At 71.7% G+C, this 19838-nt stretch carries 18 protein-coding genes and 1 pseudogene; 9 read left to right on the forward strand and 10 right to left on the reverse strand.

Annotation, left to right across the window (positions count from 1 at the left end; all coding sequences use genetic code 11):
- Positions 1–2: 2 nt before the first annotated feature.
- A complete protein-coding gene (locus tag ACWGIH_RS11020; RefSeq protein ID WP_453450853.1) occupies positions 3–2456 on the reverse strand; it encodes a glycoside hydrolase family 3 protein in 2454 nt (817 codons plus the stop codon).
- A 176-nt stretch (positions 2457–2632) separates the two neighbouring features.
- Between ACWGIH_RS11020 and ACWGIH_RS11025 the strand changes: the two genes are divergently transcribed.
- On the forward strand, positions 2633–3226 hold the full coding sequence (locus tag ACWGIH_RS11025) for a TetR/AcrR family transcriptional regulator (RefSeq protein ID WP_453450852.1): 594 nt from the start codon (positions 2633–2635) through the stop codon (positions 3224–3226).
- On the opposite strand, the gene ACWGIH_RS11030 is transcribed toward ACWGIH_RS11025, so the two are convergent.
- Positions 3227–3610: a RidA family protein gene (locus ACWGIH_RS11030; RefSeq protein WP_453450851.1), complete on the reverse strand. Its 384-nt coding sequence runs from the start codon at positions 3608–3610 to the stop codon at positions 3227–3229. It abuts the gene before it with no gap.
- A 39-nt stretch (positions 3611–3649) separates the two neighbouring features.
- Positions 3650–4468 carry an NAD(P)-dependent oxidoreductase gene (locus ACWGIH_RS11035; RefSeq protein ID WP_453450850.1) on the reverse strand — a complete coding sequence of 273 codons (819 nt, stop codon included), beginning with the start codon at positions 4466–4468 and terminating at the stop codon, positions 3650–3652.
- Between the two features lie 49 nt (positions 4469–4517).
- Between ACWGIH_RS11035 and ACWGIH_RS11040 the strand changes: the two genes are divergently transcribed.
- From ACWGIH_RS11040 to ACWGIH_RS11055, 4 genes and pseudogenes are all read left to right on the forward strand, one after another.
- On the forward strand, positions 4518–5474 hold the full coding sequence (locus ACWGIH_RS11040; RefSeq protein WP_453450849.1) for a LysR family transcriptional regulator: 957 nt from the start codon (positions 4518–4520) through the stop codon (positions 5472–5474).
- Positions 5475–5594: 120 nt separating this feature from the next.
- Positions 5595–5717, forward strand: a pseudogene (locus ACWGIH_RS11045) (DUF5713 family protein); the annotation flags it as partial.
- A gap of 91 nt (positions 5718–5808) precedes the next feature.
- Positions 5809–6711, forward strand: a complete 903-nt coding sequence (locus ACWGIH_RS11050; RefSeq protein ID WP_453450848.1) for an aminoglycoside phosphotransferase family protein — start codon at positions 5809–5811, stop codon at positions 6709–6711.
- A gap of 111 nt (positions 6712–6822) precedes the next feature.
- Positions 6823–8040 (forward strand): pyroglutamyl-peptidase I family protein, encoded by a 1218-nt coding sequence (locus tag ACWGIH_RS11055; RefSeq protein WP_453450890.1) that lies wholly within the window; start codon positions 6823–6825, stop codon positions 8038–8040.
- On the opposite strand, the gene ACWGIH_RS11060 is transcribed toward ACWGIH_RS11055, so the two are convergent.
- Complete coding sequence (locus tag ACWGIH_RS11060) at positions 8021–8848, reverse strand: EI24 domain-containing protein (protein WP_453450847.1); 828 nt, start codon at positions 8846–8848, stop codon at positions 8021–8023. The two genes, ACWGIH_RS11055 and ACWGIH_RS11060, sit on opposite strands and share 20 nt — an antisense overlap.
- A 146-nt stretch (positions 8849–8994) precedes the next feature.
- Between ACWGIH_RS11060 and ACWGIH_RS11065 the strand changes: the two genes are divergently transcribed.
- Together ACWGIH_RS11065 and ACWGIH_RS11070 are read left to right on the forward strand one after the other, a co-directional pair.
- Positions 8995–11613, forward strand: coding sequence for a M14 family zinc carboxypeptidase (locus tag ACWGIH_RS11065; protein ID WP_453450846.1), 2619 nt, complete (start codon positions 8995–8997; stop codon positions 11611–11613).
- A gap of 123 nt (positions 11614–11736) precedes the next feature.
- Complete coding sequence (locus tag ACWGIH_RS11070; RefSeq protein WP_453450845.1) at positions 11737–12891, forward strand: serine hydrolase domain-containing protein; 1155 nt, start codon at positions 11737–11739, stop codon at positions 12889–12891.
- 68 nt (positions 12892–12959) lie between these two features.
- Here the strand turns inward: ACWGIH_RS11070 and ACWGIH_RS11075 are convergent, their stop codons facing one another.
- Complete coding sequence (locus ACWGIH_RS11075; RefSeq protein WP_351160091.1) at positions 12960–13388, reverse strand: organic hydroperoxide resistance protein; 429 nt, start codon at positions 13386–13388, stop codon at positions 12960–12962.
- Between the two features lie 145 nt (positions 13389–13533).
- Positions 13534–14580 (reverse strand): NADP-dependent oxidoreductase, encoded by a 1047-nt coding sequence (locus ACWGIH_RS11080; RefSeq protein ID WP_453447643.1) that lies wholly within the window; start codon positions 14578–14580, stop codon positions 13534–13536.
- A 127-nt stretch (positions 14581–14707) separates the two neighbouring features.
- On the opposite strand from ACWGIH_RS11080, the gene ACWGIH_RS11085 reads away from it, so the two are divergent.
- Positions 14708–15157 (forward strand): MarR family winged helix-turn-helix transcriptional regulator, encoded by a 450-nt coding sequence (locus tag ACWGIH_RS11085; protein ID WP_453447641.1) that lies wholly within the window; start codon positions 14708–14710, stop codon positions 15155–15157.
- 46 nt (positions 15158–15203) lie between these two features.
- Here the strand turns inward: ACWGIH_RS11085 and ACWGIH_RS11090 are convergent, their stop codons facing one another.
- From ACWGIH_RS11090 to ACWGIH_RS11105, 4 genes are all read right to left on the reverse strand, one after another.
- Positions 15204–15938: an SCO2400 family protein gene (locus ACWGIH_RS11090; RefSeq protein WP_453447639.1), complete on the reverse strand. Its 735-nt coding sequence runs from the start codon at positions 15936–15938 to the stop codon at positions 15204–15206.
- A gap of 147 nt (positions 15939–16085) precedes the next feature.
- The gene (locus ACWGIH_RS11095) at positions 16086–16934 is read right to left on the reverse strand and encodes an SMP-30/gluconolactonase/LRE family protein (RefSeq protein WP_453447637.1); all 849 of its coding nucleotides are present in this window, start codon (positions 16932–16934) and stop codon (positions 16086–16088) included.
- 39 nt (positions 16935–16973) lie between these two features.
- Complete coding sequence (locus ACWGIH_RS11100) at positions 16974–18218, reverse strand: PucR family transcriptional regulator (RefSeq protein ID WP_453447653.1); 1245 nt, start codon at positions 18216–18218, stop codon at positions 16974–16976.
- 69 nt (positions 18219–18287) lie between these two features.
- Positions 18288–18440, reverse strand: a complete 153-nt coding sequence (locus ACWGIH_RS11105; protein WP_249590098.1) for a hypothetical protein — start codon at positions 18438–18440, stop codon at positions 18288–18290.
- 191 nt (positions 18441–18631) lie between these two features.
- On the opposite strand from ACWGIH_RS11105, the gene ACWGIH_RS11110 reads away from it, so the two are divergent.
- The gene (locus tag ACWGIH_RS11110; protein WP_453447635.1) at positions 18632–19666 is read left to right on the forward strand and encodes a DUF3068 domain-containing protein; all 1035 of its coding nucleotides are present in this window, start codon (positions 18632–18634) and stop codon (positions 19664–19666) included.
- The last annotated feature ends 172 nt before the right edge of the window (positions 19667–19838 follow it).

Below are 19838 nucleotides of genomic sequence, written 5' to 3' on the forward strand. Positions count from 1 at the left end.
AGTCAGACGGCGATCGTCTCGGTCAGCCTGAGGTCGGCGATGGAGCGGCCCGCCTGGATCTCGTACGAACCACTTTGGTACGACCACGCGTCGGCGCTCTCGTCCCAGATCTCGAAGGCGCGGCGCGGGACTTCGATCCGCACCTCCACGCTCTCGCCGGGCGCGGCCTCGACTCCCGCGAAGCCCGCGAGCCAACGGGCCGGCCGGTCGCCGCCGGGCGAGGTCGGGGCGAGGTAGACCTGGACGACCTCGCGGCCCGCGCGCGGACCGGAGTTGCGGACGCGGACGGTGGCCGTCGCGCCCTCCACGTGGAGGGACTCGTACGTCCAGTCGGTGTAGCCGAGGCCATGGCCGAAGGCGTAGGCAGGGGTGGCGCCCGACCTCTCCCAGGCGCGGTAGCCGATGAACACGCCCTCGGTGTAGGCGAGTTCACCGCCGGTCGGGGTGACCTGAGTGACCGGCGCGTCCGCGAAGGAGCCCCACGTGGTGGGCAGCCGCCCGCCCGGCTCCTGGGCGCCGAGGAGCACGTCGGCGAGCGCGGCGCCGCCCTCCTGCCCCGGGGACCAGCCGAGCAGCACCGCCGCCACGTCGTCGCGCCACGGCAGCTCCACCGGGGAGCCGGAGTTGACGACCACGACCGTGCGGGGGTTGGCCGCGGCCACCGCGCGGACCAGTTCGTCCTGGCGGCCGGGGAGCCGCAGGTCCTGCCGGTCGAAGCCCTCGGACTCGACGCGTTCGGTGGTGGCGACGACCACGACCGCGGTGTCCGCGCCGCGCGCCGCCTCGACGGCCTGAGCGATCAGTTCGTCGGGGTCGCGCCGCGGGCCCAGGTGCACGAAGGAGAACACCACGCCGGGGAGCGGGGCCTTGTACTCCTTGTCCAGGGGGTGGAGCAGGGAGATCTCGACCGTCTCGCCCGCCGTCAGGCTCACCTTGGCCCGCTCGACCGGTGAGCCGAAGAACGCCTCGAAGGGGTCGGACGCGGCGCCCATCTCCTCGGTCCCGTCGAAGACGACCTCGCCGCCGACACGCAGCGTGAAGGCGCCGAGGCCGCGCGTGCCGAAGGAGTGTTCGCCGCTCTCGCGGGGCGTGAACGTGCCGACGACCTCGATCGAGGCCATCGCCTCGTGGGTGACGCCGTCGGGCAGGTCGTCGCCGATCCACTGGACCTGGCCGGTGGGGAGGTTGCCTTCGCCGAGGATGTCGCCGTTCGCGTCGCGGCAGATGGCGCGCAGTGCGAAGCCCTTGTCCGCGGGGGCGAGTTCGTCGCTCGGGTCGGCCCCGACGGCGTACGTCAGCGTGTCCTCGCCGAGTGCCGCCGTCAGGCCGTCGAGCGGGGAGATGACGCGGGCGGGGAAGACGGTGGCGGAGCCGCCGCCCAGGACGCGGGCGTCGCGGGCGGCGGCTCCGATGAGGGCGACGGAGGCGGCGGGCCGCAGCGGCAGCGTGGCGTTCTCGTTGCGCACGAGGACGAAGGCGCGGCGGGCGATCTCGCGGGCGAGCGCCTCGCCGTCGATCTCGGCGGGCAGGTCGGTGACCACGGGTTCGGCGCCTTCGAGGATGCCGACGCGGGCGGCGAGACGCAGGACGTTGCGGACGGCTTCGTCGACCGTCGTCTCCTTGACCCGGCCCCCGCGCACCGCTTCGGCGAGCGCGTCGCCGTACACGGTCCGCGGTCCCGGCATGGCGACGTCGAGGCCGCCGTCGATGGCGCCGGTGGTCGAGCGGGCGGCCATCCAGTCGGAGACGTTGTAGCCGTCGAAGCCCCATTCGCCGCGCAGGACCTCGTTGACCAGGTAGCGGTGCTCCGTCATCGTCGAGCCGTTGACCTGGTTGTAGGCGGTCATGATGCCCCAGGGGTGGGCGTTGGCGACGATCGTCTCGAAGGGCGCGAGGTACAGCTCGCGCAGGGCTCGCGCGCCGACCTTGTTGTCGACGGTGAAGCGGTCGGTCTCTGCGTCGTTCGCGACGAAGTGCTTGACGGTCGTGCCGACGCCGCCCGACTGCACGCCCTGGACGTAGCCGGTACCGATGACGCCGGTCAGATACGGGTCCTCGCTGTACGCCTCGAAGTGCCGGCCGCCCAGCGGCGAGCGGTGCAGGTTCACGGTGGGCGCGAGGAGGACGTGGACGCCCTTGCGCCGGGCCTCCTGGGCGAGGAGGGCGCCCGCGCGGCGGGCCAGGCCCTGGTCCCAGGTGGCGGCGAGCGCGGTCGGGGACGGCAGGGCGATGGACGGGTCGTCCGCGGTCCAGCGTGTGCCGCGCACGCCGATCGGGCCGTCCGACATCACGAGGGGCGCCAGGCCGATCTCGGGCAGTGCGTGCAGCGACCACATGTCACGCCCGCCGAGCAGCCGGGCCTTGGCGTCCAGATCCAGCGCGGCGAGGGCTGCCTCCACGACCGCCTCGCGTGCCTGGTCGGCCTGGGTGGCCCCGGGGCCCTGGGTTCCCGCCATGGCGGTACCTCCTCGTTGAAGTCGCCTGAGTCGTCGAAGTCCGTTCCGTGCGTTCCCTCCATCCTGCCTCGCTTACCTGTAGCTCGGTAGTTTTTGTGATCTGGACGTTATATTTGAGTGGGCATGACGTACGGTCGTCCCGCGAGCAGGACCGAGAGCGTGAAGGGGCAGACACGATGGCGCCCAAGACCAAGGCCACGGCCAAGGCCACGACCAGGGCCAGGAGCGAGGAGCGGCGTGCGGAGATCCTCCGGGCCGCCCTCGAGGTGATCGCCGAGCGGGGTTACCGGGGCGCGAGCCTGGGCGCCGTCGCCGAGCGGGTCGGGCTCACCCAGCAGGGTCTGCTGCACTACTTCCCCACGAAGGACGCCCTGCTCGTGGCCGTCCTGGAGGCCCGCGACCAGTGGGACGCGGTGCCGGCGAACGAGATCCGCCTCGACCTGCTCGGCTCGCTCGTCGAGTACAACGCGATGCGTCCCGGCATCATCCAGACCTTCTCCGCACTGCTCGGCGAGAGCGTCACGGACGGGCACCCGGCACGGGAGTACTTCACCGAGCGGTACGGGTCGGTGCGGGAGGGGTTCGCCACGGTCCTGCGCGCGGAGTACGGGGAGCGGCTCCCCGGCGGCCTCACCCCTCAGGCGGCGGCGCCGCTCCTCGTCGCGGTGATGGACGGACTGCAGTACCAGTGGCTCCTGGACCCCGAATCGGTGGACATGGCGGGGGCGTTCAGGGATTTCCTCGCCCTGCTGAACGGCGGGAGAGAGTGATCAGGCGGATGGGACGGCCGCCACGACGTCGATCTCGATGAGCGCCTCCGGCCGGAAGAGCCGGGGCACCTCGACCGTCGTGCTGGTGGGCGGCGCAGCCGTGAGGAACTGGGCGCGTACGGCCGCGTATTGGGGGAGGTCGCCGAGGTCCGTCATGAAGGTGCGGATGTTGATGACGTCGTCGAGCGTCGCGCCGTGCGCCGCGAGCAGGGCGGACAGCGCCTCGAAGATGCCGCGGCTCTGGGCGGCGACGCCGTCACCCCCGGCGATCTGCCCCGAGAGGTACAACAGGGCTCCTCCGCCGTCCAGTTCGACGCGGGCGACCTGGGAGTAGGGGCCCAGGGGCTGGGGCGCGGAGGCGGGGTTGTCGATGGTTATGTTCATGGTGCGTACTGCTCCTCATGGGTCGTGCCGGGTTCGTGACTAGCGGGTGTTCCGGGAACGGATGTGGGCGACCGCCCGCGCGATGTCCTCGTGGACGACCTCCGGGTCGGCGGCGGCGGCCTTGTAGTGGCCGAGGACCGCTTCCATCGCGGGGAGTCCGGTGACCTCGGTCGCGAGCGCCACGTCCTTCACGGCGAGGTCGCTGCCGAAGTGCACATCGGTGGCGAAGGCCCGGCTCACCGCGCCCCCGAGCGGCCCGCCCGCGAGCGCCCCCTTGGCCGTCTCCTCGTCGAGGCCCAGCGCGTCCGCCAGCTTCATCGCCTCGGCCACGAGGGCCACGCCCCCGATGACGGCGGTGTTGACGACGAGCTTCAGGGCGGCTCCCGAGCCGAGCGGTCCCGTACGGGTCACCGGGCCGAAGCAGGCCAGGATCCGCTCGACCCCGTCCGCCTCACCCCCCGCGAGAATGCCGAGGCTCCCCGCCGCCGCCTTGTCCGTGCTGCCCATGACGGGCGCGTCGACGAGGGTCACGCCGTCCGGCACCCGTTCCGCCAACTCCCGTACGACATCGGGCCCGACGGTGGACATCTCCGCCCAGTGCGTCCCCGCCCGCAGCTGCGGCACGATGGCGTCGGCGACGGCGCGCACCGCTTCGGGGCCCGCCAGCATGGTGATGACGACATCGGCGTCACGCACCGCGTCCGCGGGGTCGGCGGCGAGCCGGGCCCCCTCCTCCACCAGTGGCTCCGCCTTCCCGGCGGACCGGTTCCACACCGTCAACGGGTGGCCTGCCGCGAGGAGTTGGCGCGCCATCGGCGCGCCCATGTGTCCGAGGCCAAGAAACGCGATCTTCTCCATGGCCTCGACGCTAGGGCCGGTCACGCGATGCGACAAGCGAATGTCTAGCATGCCTGCCATGCCCGAACCGCATACCGCACGGATGGCCCAGGACCCGCCCCCGCCCGATCTCTCCACCGTCTGGCTCCGCGTCTTCCTGGACGTCGCGCGGCACGGCTCGTTCACCGTGGCCGCCCGCACCCTCGGCTGGACGCAGTCCGCCGTCTCGCGGCAGATCTCCTCGCTCGAGGACGCGCTCGGCGGCGACCCGCTCTTCGACCGGCTGCCACGGGGCGTACGCCTGACCGCGCACGGCCGCACGGTCCTGCCGTACGCCGAGGAGACCGTGGCCCGACTGCGCGCCATGCGGCGGGAGTTGGCGTCGCTGCGTGACCTGACGGGCGGGACCCTGCGCTTCGGGGCGTTCGCGACGGCCGACGCGGCGCTCGTGCCACGGGCCATCGCCGCGTTCCGTGCCCGCCACCCCGGCGTGACGCTCACCCGCGAGGAGGGGCTGACGCCGGGGCTGCTCGCCCGCCTCCGGGCCGGCGAGCTCGACCTCGCGATCGTCTCCTCGACGGGAGGTGCGCTCAGCGGGGACATGAGCGCGTACGAACTGCGTCACCTCCTGGACGAGGGGCTGTACGTCGCCCTTCCTCCGGACCATGCGCTGGCGGACCACGCGTCGGTGCGTCTGTCGCAACTCGCCGGGGAGGACTGGGTGTCCGGCAGCGCGGACGTCGGGGGGACCCTCCTGGAGGAGGCGCATCGGCACGGTTTCCGGCCCCGGGTCGCCCATGTCGTCGCCGAGTGGACCGCCAAGCAGGGCTACGTGGCCGCGGGTCTCGGGGTCACCCTCGTGCCCGCCCTCGCCGCCGAGTCCGTCCGCCCCGACATCACCCTGGTTCCGGTGCACGGCGACGACGTGCCGCCCCGGGCCGTGTACGCGGCGACTGTGCGGGGCCGGGCGGCACCACCGGCGGTCGAGCCGTTCCTGGAGGCGCTGCGGTCCGCTCGAGCCACCTGAGGCCGGCCGCCGTTGTCAGTGGCGTGGTGCAGCATCGAGGTGTACGTCGGATCTTCGAGGAGGGCACCCCATGCCGATCACGAACCAGCAGGCGGCCGGGCACGCGTTCCTGCGCGCGAGGCCGGCAGCGAGATCGAGACCGTCGCCCGGGAGGAGATAGCCGGGGACTTCGCCTTTGGGGCGTCGGCCTACGGATTCACGGACGCGGATGTGGAGGAGCTGGTCGCCGAACGGGAGTGGTGAGCCGACGCCTTCCCGCAATCGAGTTGACCCGCCGCCCCCGGCCCGCTTCGATCGGCGCGGTCCGCCCCCTGACGCATATGGAGAGGCCCGCATGCCCCCGGCCAAGATGCACGCCCACGAAGCCGACATCGACACGGACCTCGTACGCCGGCTGATCGCCGCGCAGTTTCCCGACTTGGCGCACCTCGCCGTCGAGCCCGTCGACTCGAACGGCACCGTCAACGCCGTCTACCGCCTCGGCGACGAGTTGGCCGTCCGGCTGCCGCGCGTCGAAGGCGGCGTCGGGGACATACGGCGTGAGGTGCTGCATCTGCCGCGCCTCGCCTCCTCGTTGCCCGTCGCGATTCCCGCTCCGCTGGGAGAGGGCGCGCCCGGCGAGGGGTTTCCCTGGCCCTGGTACGTCTACCGGTGGCTCGACGGCGCGAACCCCGTCGTCGGCGGGGCGGGCCAGTCCGAGCTGTTCGCCGCCGACCTGGCCGAGTTCGTGGTGGCTTTGCGGCGCGTCGACCCCGCCGACGCACCTCCCGCGTATCGCAGCGGACACCTCGCGCCCCGTGACGCCGACACCCGCGACGCGCTCTCGCAGCTGCACGGCGTCATCGACACGGCCGCCGCGACCGCCGCCTGGGACGCGGCCCTGCGCACGCCCCGCTGGGACGGGCCGCCCGTCTGGGTCCACGCCGACCTGCAACCGGGGAATCTGCTGACCGCCGACGGACGGCTCGGCGCCGTCATCGACTTCGGGTGCATGGGGTACGGCGAACCCGCCGTCGATCTGATCACCGCCTGGAGTCTGCTGACGGGCGACGCGCGGGAGGCCTTCCGGGCCGCTCTGGACGTCGACGACGCGACATGGGCCCGCGGGCGCGGCTGGGCCCTGTCGATCGCGCTCATCGAGTTGCCCTACTACCGGACCAGGAACGCCACCATCGCGACGATCGCGCGCCATGTGATCGAGGAGGTCCTCGCGGATCATGCCGTGCCGAACCGCTAGCGGGCGCCGCCTTCCTGCCGGAATACTGCGATCACCCCCACCGGCCACGGAAGGACTCCCGTGTCACTCTCGCCCAACGTCTCCCCGCGGCTCGCCGCGATCGGTGTCACCCTGCTGCTCTCCCTCGCGGCGGTGCCGCCCGCGTCGGCGACGACCGCGGCGCCTGCCGCCACCACCGAGGAGCAGCGCCTCGACCGGGCCGCACCACGGGAGATCCTGCGGAGCAGCGGATTCGACACCGTGGCACCGAAGTTCGCCAGGGCCCTGGAGCGCGCCCACTCGTACGGCGAGGCCAAGCGCGTCGTCGTACGGCAGGGAGAGGCGCTGTGGCGGCGTGCCGTCGACCGGGCGCAGGGGCGGGGTCCCGCCGGTGAGCTGAGCCGGGACGACGACCGGCCGCTGTACTGGGCGCGGCTCGGGATGACACGGGAGCTGCGCCAGTGGGAGCCGACCCGCTTCGGGGTGAGTGAGGCCCGGCAGCGGCACCTCATACGGGCCCTCGAGGACGCGTCCCGCGGGCACGACTCGATCAGTTACCCGAAGAAGGACGCCGCGGGCCACCGCCTCAAGCGCATCCTCGTCACCGGCTTCGACCCCTTCACGCTCGACCGTGACGTCCGCATCAGCAACCCGTCGGGCGCCACCGCCCTGGCGCTCGACGGCGCGGTCATCGAGACCGCCGACGGGCCCGCCCGCGTGGAGACCGCCGTCTTCCCCGTCCGCTGGGACGACTTCGCCGAGGGGACGGTCGAACGCACCCTGCGCGCCCACCTTCCCCGCGTCGACCTCTTCACCACCATCAGCCAGGGCCGGGTGGGACGCTTCGACATCGAGCGGACCAACGGGGCCTGGCGGGGCGGCTTCCCGGACAACGAGAACCTCTCGCGCACCGAGACCGTCCCGGTCACCGATCCGGCCACGCAGCCCCAGTGGACGTCCACGACGCTCCCGTACAAGGAGATCGTGGACGCCGGGACGGGCCGCTTCCCGGTGTACGACAACACGTCGGTGACCGAGATCCCGGCGGGCCAGAGTGCTCCCGTGGTCCGCCCGGACGGACCCACCGCCGGTTCGACGGCCCGCGAGGGCGGCGGCGGCAACTACCTGTCGAACGAGATCGCCTACCGGGCGACGCTGCTCCGCGACCGCCTCGGCCTTCACGACCGGCTGCCCGGCGGCCATGTGCACACGCCGGTCCTGCAGTTCGGGGCGGGCAACACGGACCCGGCCACGGGCTCGATCACCGATCCCCAGTTCGTGCGCAACCGGCTCGACATCATCGCGCAGGTGCGGGAGATCCTGACGACGGCTATGAACGCCCGCCGGTAGCGGCCTGCGGCCCGCCGTGTCCTGCCGGGCCGGCCGCGCCCCGGGTGTCGTCGTCCGGGGCCGGGCCGCTGTCCTCGCCCATCAGCTCCCGCGCCATGAGCGTCGCGCCCGCGACCGCCCCGGGCATCAGGAACACGGCGACGAACGGGACCAGGAAGGCCACGGCGAGCGGGGTGCCGAAGCCCCACGCCAGTTGCCTGCGGCCGCGCAGCAGCGCAAGCCGTTCGCGGGCCTCGACGCCCCGGCGCTGCAGCGCCACCGCCGTCAGCTCCTCGACCAGGAAGAAGCCCGTCACGCAGAAGCCGATCACCGGAACGACGGTCTGGCCGACGACCGGGATGAAACCGAGGGCGAAGAGCAGGATGCCCCAGACCAGGGCGCGTACGACGATACGGAGGCTGTCGCGGGCGGAGATCCACAGTTCGCGCCAGAGCGGCAGGCCCGACTCGGGGGCGAACCCGGAGACGGAGATGTCGACCTTCTCCGAGAGCGACTCGTAGAAGGGCTGGCCCACCAGGAGGGTCACCGCCGTGAAGGTGACGACCGACAGGAGGAGCGCGAGCGCGAAGAGGAGCCCCGTGAGGAAGCCGCGGAACAGGCCGGCCCACGGCGAGGACCAGTCGTCGGCGAAGGGCGTGGCCCAGCCGACGAAGTCCGTGCCCCACAGGGCGAGCGCGACGAGCGCCGCCGCGTACAGAAGCAGGGTGATCAGGCCGGGCAGCAGGCCGATTCCGTACTGCTTGCCGTGCTGGGCGACCCAGCGCTGGCCCTTCATCAAATAGCCGAAGCCTCGTCCCAGATCACGCATGCGCCACAGCCTATCCGCCGGTCACGGCCCTGCGTTCCACGGGACGCGTGGGGGTGAAGGGGGGTGAAGGCCCTCTTGTTGCGCGGAGGTTGAAACGGTAGACCACGCGTACGAGCTTCTCTCCAGTTGTGCTCCAGGAGGTACGTATGGGGATATCCCGGCCATCCAGACCCGTTCTGCTCACCACCCTCGCCTCGGCGGGCGCTCTTCTGTTCACCACCGTCGCCCCCGGCAGCGCGACCGCCGACCCCCGTCCGGGCGGCCGCGACATACTCCGCGAGGGCTCGCCCCTCAGCAGTACGGAACGGGCCGCCAAGGCGCCGCTGAGCGCCGCCGACCGGGCGCTGGGAGCCGCGGACAGCCCCGGGCTCGCATCCGGCCACGGGCGCGGCAAGGACCGCGGATATCCCCGCGAGCAGAAGCTCACCCCGCCGCCCGCCAATCCTGACGACAAGTCGATAAAACTGGGCCTGGCCCCCTATCACTCCATCGCACCGAAGCTGAATGACATCCAGGGTGTCGGCGACCGGGTCAGCGTGGAGATCGCGGGCCGTTCGGCGGGCGGTCACCAGCTCTATCTGGTGACCGTCACCTCCCCCGAGTCCGCCAAGGAGACCGCCCGTCAGGAGCGGATGCGCGAACTCATCGAGAACGAGCCCGGGGCGGCCGCCAAGGATCCGGCCGTCAAGTCCTCGTACAAGACGCCGGTCTTCATCAACAACAACATCCACGGCAACGAGTGGGAGGGCACGGACGCCGCCCTCAAGCTCATCGAGAAGCTCGCGAAGGCCAAGGACGGCAAGACGAAGGACCTGCTCGCGCACAACCGGCTGTACTTCAACGTCACGGCCAACCCCGACGGCCGCATCGCGGGCACCCGCGCCAACGCCAACGGCTTCGACCTCAACCGCGACTTCATCACCGCCTCGCAGCCCGAGGCGCGCGCGATGCGGCAGATCGCGATCGACAAGCAGCCCGCGGTCATGATCGACCTGCACGGGTACGTCAACGGCACGCTGATCGAGCCGACGACTCCCCCGCACGGCGAGAACTACGAGTACGACCTCTTCCTGAAGAACACCTACGCCAACGCCCTCGGCATGGAGGCCGCGGTCAACGGCCTCGGCTACACCCCCGAGAAGGACGGCGTCGAGCCGGCGATCATCCCCTTCCGCGACCAGGAGGAGGGCTGGGACGACTGGCCGCCGATCTTCACCCCGCAGTACATGCCGTTCCACGGCACGGTCGCCGCGCACACCATCGAGTTCCCGATGGCCGTGAACAACGACGAGTACGACGAGCTTCCGGTGCCCGAGCTGCGGCGACGGTCCGCGATCAACGTGGACATCGCGGGCGCCGCCATGTCGGCGACGCTCAAGTACACGCAGGACCACCGCACTTCGGTGATCGCCGATCAGATCGAGACGTTCCGTCGTGGCGCTGTGGGTGCGGCGCAGGTGCCGGTGTCGCCGGAGACCGTGCCGGGCGTGCCCGGGATCGGCCCGGAGGACGTCTACACGACGGACTTCCCGCGTGCGTACGTGATTCCGCGGGGACAGTCGAAGGGTGATGGGAAGGGTGAGCGGGATCAGCGCTCGGCGGCTGCCGCCTCACGCCTGGTGGAGCACCTGCTCGACAACGACGTCGAAGTCCGCAGGGCCACGAAGGACTTCAGGCTCGGTGGCACCTCGTACGCCGAGGGCTCGTACGTCATCGACATGCGTCAGCCCAAGCGCGGACTCGCCAACGTGATGCTCGCCGACGGGCGGGACATCAGCGACAAGGTGTCCACCATGTACGACATCTCGGGGTGGAGCCTCGGGCGGCTGTGGGGCGCGACCGTGGACTCCGTGCAGGACGGCTCGCTCTCCGGTGTGCGCACGCGTGCCGTGGACTCCGCGTCGCGGGTCGGGCACGTCGCCTCGCGCGGAGACCTTCGGCTGCGGCTCGACGACGCGCGGGAGGTCGCCGCTCTCAACTGGCTGCTCGCGCGCGGGACTTCCGTACGGCGGGCCGATGACGGCAGCGTGATCCTGCCGTCGTCGGCACGGGGCGCGGCGGTCGCCGCGGCGAAGAAGTTCGACGTCGCCTTCGACGCGACGAAGACGAAGGGCGGCGCGGTGGTGCGTCCCACGCGGGTCGCGGCGGCCGTCACTCCCGGGGAGCTGTTCGCGCTGCGGGAGATGAACTTCGACGTGGTGCCCGTCTCGACGGATGTCCTCAACGGCGGGTTCGACTGGAAGAAGTCGGGTGCGGACGCGCTGTTCGTGTCGGCCGGGCTTTCGTACGGGGAGCTGAACGCGGGGGCGAAGGCCGGGCTCGACGCGTTCCTCTCCGGGGGCGGCGGCCTTGTCGGGCGCGGTGTGGAGGGGGCTTCGTTGAACTCCGACGCGAAGCTGCTTTCCGTGCAGGCGGTCTCCGGGAACGGGGATGCCAATGGGGTGGTGCGGGTGGTGAATTCCGGCGGTCCTGTCACCGGGGGTGCGGCGTCGCACTCGTTCGTCTACTCGCCCGTGTGGTTCAAGGGGCTTGGGAGCGGGGTGCGGGTCGATCAGTCCTACGGGGGTGGGAATCCGCTGGTGTCCGGGCACTGGCGGGCCGTGGACGGCGCGGGTGGCCCCGCGGATGCCGCGGGTCAGCCTTCCGTCGTCAGTGGGTCCGCCGCGGGGTCCCGCGTGGTCCTGTTCGGCACCGATCCGCTGTTCCGGGACCACCCGAAGGGGGTGTTCCCGCAGGTGGGGCGGGCGCTGCTGAGCGTGAGCTGAGGTCAAGGCGGCCCTGCGGGGCTCCGCCCCCTGGGCCCCCGACAGGATGGCCTCAAACGCCGGACGGGCTGGAGATTCCAGCCCGTCCGGCGTTCAAGGGGTGGGGTTGGGGAGGAGGAACGCATGACACGTGAGATCAAGGTCCAGGGCACCACCGCAGCCGGATACGAAGCCGTGCGCGATGAGTTCACCGCCGTACTCGCCGGGGAGAAGCCCGATCACGCCGCGCAACTCGCCGCGTACGTACGGGGTCGGCAAGTGGTCGACCTGTGGGTGGGGCCGGACACCGGCGGGGACACCCTCTTCGGGGTCTACTCCTCCACCAAGGGCGCGGCCCACCTCGTCATGGCGCTGCTCGTCCAGGACGGCACCCTGGCCCTGGATCGCGAAGTGGCCCACTACTGGCCGGAGTTCGCCGCCGAGGGAAAGGGCGGCATCTCGCTCCGGGAGCTTCTCTCCCACCGCGCCGGCATCGTCGGCGCCGACGGCGGCTTCGGTCCGGAGGAGGTCGCCGACGACCGCGCCATCGCCGTCCGCCTCGCGGCCCAGCGGCCCTACTGGCGCCCCGGTACCGCCTTCGGCTATCACGCGCTGTCCGTCGGGGCGCTGGCCGGCGAGGTCGTGTTCCGGGCCACCGGGCGGACCTTGCAGGAGGTGTACGAGGAGCGGGTCCGCGCGCCGTTCGGTCTCGACTTCCACCTCGGGCTCCCGGAAGCCCTCGAGCCCCGCTTCCGGTCCGTGCTGCCGGCGATCCCCTCCCCCTCGGAGCGCGCCCTCATCGACGCGCAGCCGCCGCAGCCCGGCACCCTGAACTCCATCGCCTTCAACCGCAACGGCCCTCACCCCACCGACCTGGAGTCGCTCCCCAACTCCCGCCTGGTGCGCGCCAAGGGGCCCGCGTCCGTCGGCGGTGTCGCCTCCGCGCGCGGACTCGCCGCCCTGTACGCGGCGGCGGTCGGCGGGCTCGACGGGCGGGAGCCGCTCCTGAAGCCGGACACCGTGGCCGAGTTCGGGCAGATCCATTCCAACGGGTTCGACCTGGTCGCGCGGGCCCACAAATCGTTCGGGGTGGGGTTCCAGAACGTCGCCGAGGCCTGGCACCCGTTCCTCGGTGCGGGGACCATCGGGCACAGGGGCGTGGGCGGCTCGCAGGCGTTCGCCGATCCGCGCAGCGGGCTCGCCTACGGGTACACGCGGCGCCGCTTCCCCTTCCCCGGCAGCCCGGCCCCGGAGGAGGAGCGGCTGGTGCGGGCGGTCCACACCGCCGCGGTCACGTGACGGAGGGCCGCACCCCGGTGCGGGGTGCGGCCCTCCGTCACGTACGCGATGAAGCGATGAAGAAGCGATCAGGCGACCGCGAGCTCCACCTTGATGTTGCCGCGCGTGGCGCTGGAGTACGGGCACACCTGGTGCGCCTTCTCGATGAGGGACTGCGCGGTGGCCGCGTCCACGTTCGGGATGGAGGCGGTGATGGCGACCTCCAGGCCGAAGCCGCCGGCCTCGGTCTGGCCTATGCCGACCTTGGCGGTCACGGTCGAGCCGGAGATGTCGGCGTTCTCCTTGCGGGCGACCACGCCGAGGGCGCCCTGGAAGCAGGCGCTGTAGCCCGCGGCGAAGAGCTGCTCCGGGTTGGTGCCCGCGCCGCTGCCGCCCATCTCCTTCGGCGGGTTGACGACGACGTCGAGCTTGCCGTCATCGGTGGCGACGCGGCCGTCACGGCCGTTCTCGGCGGTGGCGACGGCGGTGTACTTGACGTCGATCTGCTGGATGGACATAAGTGCCGGTTCCTCCTGAGATGTTCCGCGATGCGCGCCCACAGTCGCGACAATGTGGAATTACTTTATCGGATGACGGAAAACGACGGTCGGCGGCCACCTGCTCGGCCACCGCCCGTCGCCCTCATGTCACCGCTCACCACTCTCAGGCGAGGGAAACGACCATCTTTCCGGTGTTCTCGCCGCGCAGCATGCCGAGGAAGGCCTCGACGCCGTTCTCCACGCCCTCGACGACCGTCTCGTTGTACTTGAGCTCGCCGGAACGGATCCACGCGCCGACCTCGGAGACGAACTGCGGCTGCAGCGCCTCGTGGTCCCCGACGAGAATGCCCTGCAGACGCAGGCGCTTACCGATGATCATGGCCATGTTGCGCGGGCCCGGCGTCGGCTCGGTGTCGTTGTAGCCCGCGATCATGCCGCAGATGGTGGCGCGGCCGTGCACGTTCATGCGGCTGATGGCGGCTTCGAGGTGCTCGCCGCCGACGTTGTCGAAGTAGACGTCGATGCCGTCGGGGGCCGCCTCCTTCAGCTGCTCCACGACCGGACGCGGGTCCTTGTAGTTGAACGCGGCGTCGAAGCCGAGGTCCTCGACGAGGTGCTTCACCTTCTCGTCCGAGCCCGCCGAGCCGATGACGCGCGAGGCACCCTTGAGCTTGGCCATCTGGCCGACCTGGGAGCCGACGGCGCCCGCGGCGCCGGAGACGAACACCGCGTCGCCCTCCTTGAAGGAGGCGACCTCGAAGAGTCCCGCGTAGGCCGTCAGGCCCGGCATGCCGAGCACACCGAGGTACGCCGAGAGCGGCGCGGCCTGCGGGTCCACCTTCACGGCGTGCTTGGCCGGGACGGTCGCGTAGTCGCGCCAGCCCGCGAAGTGCAGGACGTGGTCGCCCACGGCCAGGCCCTCGGCGTTCGACGCGATGACCTCACCGACCGCACCGCCCTGCATGGGCTCGTCCAGCTTGAACGGCGGGGTGTACGACTTCACGTCGTTCATCCGGCCGCGCATGTACGGGTCCACGGAGAAGTGCAGGTTGCGCACCACGACCTGACCGTCGGCCGGGGCGGTCACGGGGGCCTCACGCAGCGCGAAGTCCTCCGGGACCGGCCAGCCGTGCGGGCGGCGCACGAGGTGCCACTCACGGCTGACGGCGGGGAGCTGCGCGGACCCGGGGGCCTCGGGGGTGACGGACATGCGGGCGTCCTCCTCCTGCTCAGACTGCCGTCGCCGGCAGGCTGACATCGTGGAAATGCTTCAGGTTGTGAAACAACCATGCGCCTACATATTTCACTATGTCAAGTATCGGGGTAGCCTGGAGCGCATGGCCATCAGCAGCTCCCGCACCCCTCGCCCGGACCCCCTGACGCTCGAAGTCGTCGAGCTCATCGGCACGGTCGTCGCGCGTTACCACGAGGAGTACGAAGCCGCTGCGGGCAAGCACGCCCTCACGGGGGCGCAGGCGCGCGTCCTTGGACTGCTCTCCCTCGAACCACTGCCCATGCGCCGCATAGCGCAGAAGCTGAAGTGCGAGCCGTCGAACATCACGGGAATCATCGACCGCCTCGAGGCACGCGGCCTCGTCGAGCGGCGGCCCGCCCCGGCCGACCGCCGCGTGAAGCTCGCGGCGCCGACGGACGAGGGCCTTCAGGTCGCGCGCAGCCTGCGTGACTCGCTCGACTTCGCGCGGGAGCCGCTGGCCGAGCTCTCCCGGGAGGAGCGGCTTTCGCTGCGGGCACTGCTGCGCAGGATGATCGGCGAGGACGCCGCCTGACGCCCGCTTCCCGCGTCGCCGTTCGCCAGGTGCACCACCACAGGAACTAGGTGCACCACCACAGGAAGCGGTCGCACGTCTGCGACGGCTCCGGTTCGGGTGTCGGATCGGGCTGCTGCGAGCTCGGCGGGGGCGTGGTGGGGCGCGAGGTCCCGGGGCTGTCCGGGGTGCCGGGGGTGTCCGGTGCGTCCGGCGCGGAGGTCGTGCCCGGGGTGGTCGCGTCCGGCTCCTGCCCGGCCTCCCCCGTTTTCTCGCCGTCCTTGCCGTCCTGGTCGCCCTTGGCGTCCTCGCCGTCCTTGGTGTCCTTGGCCTTCTTGGACTCCTTGCCCGCCGCGGAGCCCGATGCCGAAGGCGTCGCCGTGGCGCCGTCGCCCGCGGCCGCCCCGATGTCCGGGTCCGTCGGCTTCCGGGACGCGGACCGACTCGCCTCCGTGTCCGGCGCGGAGGCCGCCGCCGGCTCGTCCGAGGGTCCCTCGATGCCGAGTTCGGCCAGGCTCAGGCCACCGGCAGCGAGCGCGAGCCCGGCGGTGACCAGGAGGATCTTGCGGCGCCTGCGTCGGTGCGCCGCCCGGCGCCCGCGCTCTCGGCGCCCCCGCTCCCGCTCCCGGCGGCGGCTCCTGCCGCGCGGCGCCTCGTCGTCGTACGGGCGCTCGGACCCCGGCGACTCGTCCTGCGCGGCGACCGCCTCCGCGTACTCACGGCAGGCTTCGGCCGGGGTGCCGCACCCCGGGCAGGCCAGGGCGCCGTTGAGGTGCCTGTGGCACGGGTGGCAGTAGTCCATGAGGCATGGAGGCTAAGTGAGCCACGTGGAACAGAGGAAGCCACTGCCGTGAAGGTTGTGTGCGGAATCGACTGTTCCAGGGGTACGGACGCCCGATGTACGGCAATCCGCCTGATCCCTGCCGGTGACCGCAGCTCGCATCACGCCCTATCCGGCGAACGCCGCCTGCGCCACGCCCTCTCCCGCGTCCGGCAGTACGAGCACCGACCCGGACAGGGGATGCGGCGCCTCAAGTCCCGTACGGGCGGAGGTGATGTAGAGGTCGCGCAGACCCGCGCCGCCGAACGCGCACGCGGTCGGGCGGGCCACCGGGAGCTCGATCACCCGGTCCAGGGCGCCGGACGGGGTGTAACGGCGGATGGCCGCGCCGTCCCACAGCGCGACCCAGACACAGCCGTGGGCGTCCACGGTGAGCCCGTCGGGGTACCCGGCCTCGGCCTCGATCTCCACCAAAGGGCGCCTGGAGGACGGGAGTTGGTCCTCGCGTACTTCCAGTACGTCGATGCGGCGCGTCAGGGTGTCGATGTAGTACATGAGCCGGCCGTCCGGGCTCCAGCCGATGCCGTTGCTGACGGAGACGTCGCCGAACACCTCGGTGACGGTGCCGTCCCCCGTGACGCGCAGCAGGTTGGCGGCCCCCGGCGTCTCGTCGTAGGCCATCGTGCCCGCCCAGAGGGACCCGTCGGGGGCGACCGCCGCGTCGTTGCCCCGGCGGCCCGGCACGACCTCGCGGTGCAGCCAGCGGAAGGCACCTCCGTCGGCCATGGAGTCGTAGAGGCCCACGCCGTCCCGGAGGTTGACCACCAGGCCGCCGCCCGCGCGCGGCTTCGCGGCGCCCACGTGCTGCTCGGTGACCAGGACCGAGCGGTGCCCGCTCGACGGGTCGTAGGTATGGACACGTGAGTTCAGGATGTCGACCCAGATGAGCTGCTGGGCAGCGGAGTCCCAGGTGGGGCCCTCGCCGAGTGCTGCCTGCGCGCGTACCGCTATGTCCATTGCGGCAGGCTACCCGTACGGCTGTCCGAACACCCCCGCTCAGCCCACCCGGCCCAGCTCACCCCTCAACCGCCGCGCGCGCAGCACCAGTTCGAGCTCGAAGCGGCGGTCCGGGTCGTCGACCTCGTCGCCCCACAGTTCCCTGATCTGCCGCAGGCGGTAGCGCACCGTCTGCGGGTGCACCCCGAGGCGGGCCGCGACCTCCGGTGCGCCGCCCCGCGTCTCCAGCCAGGCGAGCAGGGTCTCGGCAAGCCGGCGGCCGTGCGCGGGACCGCAGTGCGCGAGCGGGGCGAGGCAGCGGCGTGCCAGATCCTCGATGAGCTCCTCGGGCTGCAGCAGGACCAGGGCCTCGGTGTGCTCGGTGCAGTGCAGGACTTCACCGGAGGGCAGCAGTCCGCGTTCCATCAGGCGGACCGCCGCCTGGGCCCAGCGCAGCGACTTCGCCGCGTCGGCCAGCGGCACGGGCGGGCCGATCGCGCCGGACCAGCCCGTCATGGCGCGCCGCAGGAGCTCCGGGCGGCCCGCCGCTTCGGGGTCGGGGATGACCATGCGGGGCTGTTCCGTCTCCATGTCGAGCAGGACGCCCTGGCCGACGGCGGGCGCCACGGCTTCCCTCGCGGGGCGAAGGAGCACGCCGACAGCCACCCGCTCCGGCAGTTGCCAGCCCACGCGGGCGGCCCGTTCGTCGAGGGCGCTGCGGGCGCCGGGCTGTCCCGGGGCGGCCAAGGCGCCGGAGGCATGACCGAAGTCGGCCGGTGCCGCCGCTGAGGGGTCCCCGCGCCGCTCGGAGAGCAGCAGTTCCATCAGCTTGCGCTGCAGGCGCAGCCGCTCGCCCGCCTGCCGGGCCGCCGCCTCGGCGTATCCGCGGACGGACTGGTCGACCAGGCCGTCCAGATACTCGAAGCCCGACTCGGCGAGTTCGTACATGGCCGGTGGCGGGATCTCGATCTGCTGGCCTATCTCGGCCAGGCGGCGCCAGGCGAGCCGGACGCCGAGCCGGTAGATCGCCTGCAGCGAGTCGAGGCTGCGGCCGTGCAGGCCCTCGCCCCTGCCGAATTCCTGGAAGACCTCAAGGGGGTAGCACGGGCGCCCGCCCTCGGCGGAGGCGATCTGCTGGACGAACCCCTCCAGGGCACGGCGTATGCCGATGAGCGCCATGGGTTCGCCCGAGTCGTCGAGGACGACGGGCAGGCCGGGGTACTCCGAGCGGATCTGCCGCAGGATGTCCTGCGCCAGGGCGGGCACCTCGTCCAGGGCGAGCGCGGCGAACCGGCGCACCTGCATGGGCGGTACGTCGCGCCAGGCCGAGCGGACGGAAAGCGACCCCTGGCTCTCGGTCACGGGCACGGCCACTCACTGTCCCCGCGGGGCAGTCTCGTAATGCACGAGCGGGGTGTTGGGCTGTTCCGGGGTCGCGTTCAGGAGCGCGACGACGCCGAACGCGGCGGCCACGGCGAGTGCCGCGGCGGCTACGACGGTCAGACCGGCGGCGAGCAATCGGTGCATGTCAGGGTCAGCCTCTCTGCTGGAGGTCGATCCCACCCCGGTCGCGCGGATGTCGTGCGCACAGCCCCGTTACCGGCCCCTTCCGGTAGGAGCACAGTTTCATCAACGCATTGACACTTCGTCAAGGGTCCGCCTAGCGTTCCGGCCCCTACGGCTCAGTAACACTTCTCACCCGCCCCCAGGAGTGCCGGATGCGCCGCACAGCCTCGCCCCTCTCGCTGATCCTCCTCGGACTCGGCGTTTTTCTGCTCGTCCTGGCCCCGATGCTCGCGTGGTACGTCGAGCCGCGGGCGAAACGCACGCCCGTCGACATCGACACAACCACCGTTTTCAAGGGCAAAGGGAGCTATTTCGACACCGGGAAGATCAAGACGGTGCACGACAAGAACCTCACGATCACCCGCCAGGTGCGCGGTGACGTCGACGACAGCACCAGCGAGCGCGCCGTCTGGGACGTGATCACGTCCGTCGATCCGGACAAGTCCCTGCCGGCCTCGGACCCGCACGATTCGCTCCAGTTCACGGAGGAGCGCTGGGTCACCGACCGCGAGACGAACAGGCCGGTGCACTGCTGCGACGAGAAGCCCTACTTCGAGGGCGAGGCCTACCTCAAGTTCCCCTTCGACGTGGAACGACGTTCCTACGTCTGGTGGGACAACACCCTCGGCGCGACCGTCCCGCTGACCTTCCGCGGCACGAAGAAGATCCAGGGCTACGAGGGCTACCGCTTCACCGCCAAGGTGAAGCCCGCCAAGACCGGGACCCGCCTCGTGCCGGGCCGCCTGGTGGGACAGCCCAAGCGCAGCAACGTGCTCGCCGAGGAGTGGTACTCCAACCACGGCGTAGAGCTGGTCGCCGACAAGCGCACCGGCCGGATCATCTACGCGGCGATCGGCCCCCGCAAGACACTGCGCGCGCCCGGCTCGGACAAGGACGCGACGGTGCTGCTCGAGAGCAAGCGCATCGCGTTCACGCAGAAGACGCAGAAGGCGCAGGTCGAGCTCGCCGACGACGACAGCAGCCGGCTGAAGCTGCTGGGCGAGACGCTGCCGCTGGGGACGGGTGTGCTGGGTGCGCTGCTCGCGCTCGCGGGAGGCGTTCTCGTCCTGCGCGGACGGCGTTCCGACAGTGGGGCACAAGGGCCCGGAGGGCCGGGTTCCGCGGCGGAGCCGAGCGGTCCGAATAGCGATACGTCACCAACCGCCCTGCAACCCACCACGATGTGATGAGACGTCAGCAGTTGAAACCCCGAAAGTTGTCACTTCGGTGAGTAGCCGCGTCGAACACGGCGGCGAAAACTAACGACCCCACCCCAGCACAGTCCCCGCACTGCCCCCGCACCACCCCCGCACAGTCACAGCACAGCACCTCCGCAAGCGACCCCCGAACGGTGCAACC

Source organism: Streptomyces sp. NPDC054872 (genome assembly GCF_053610705.1).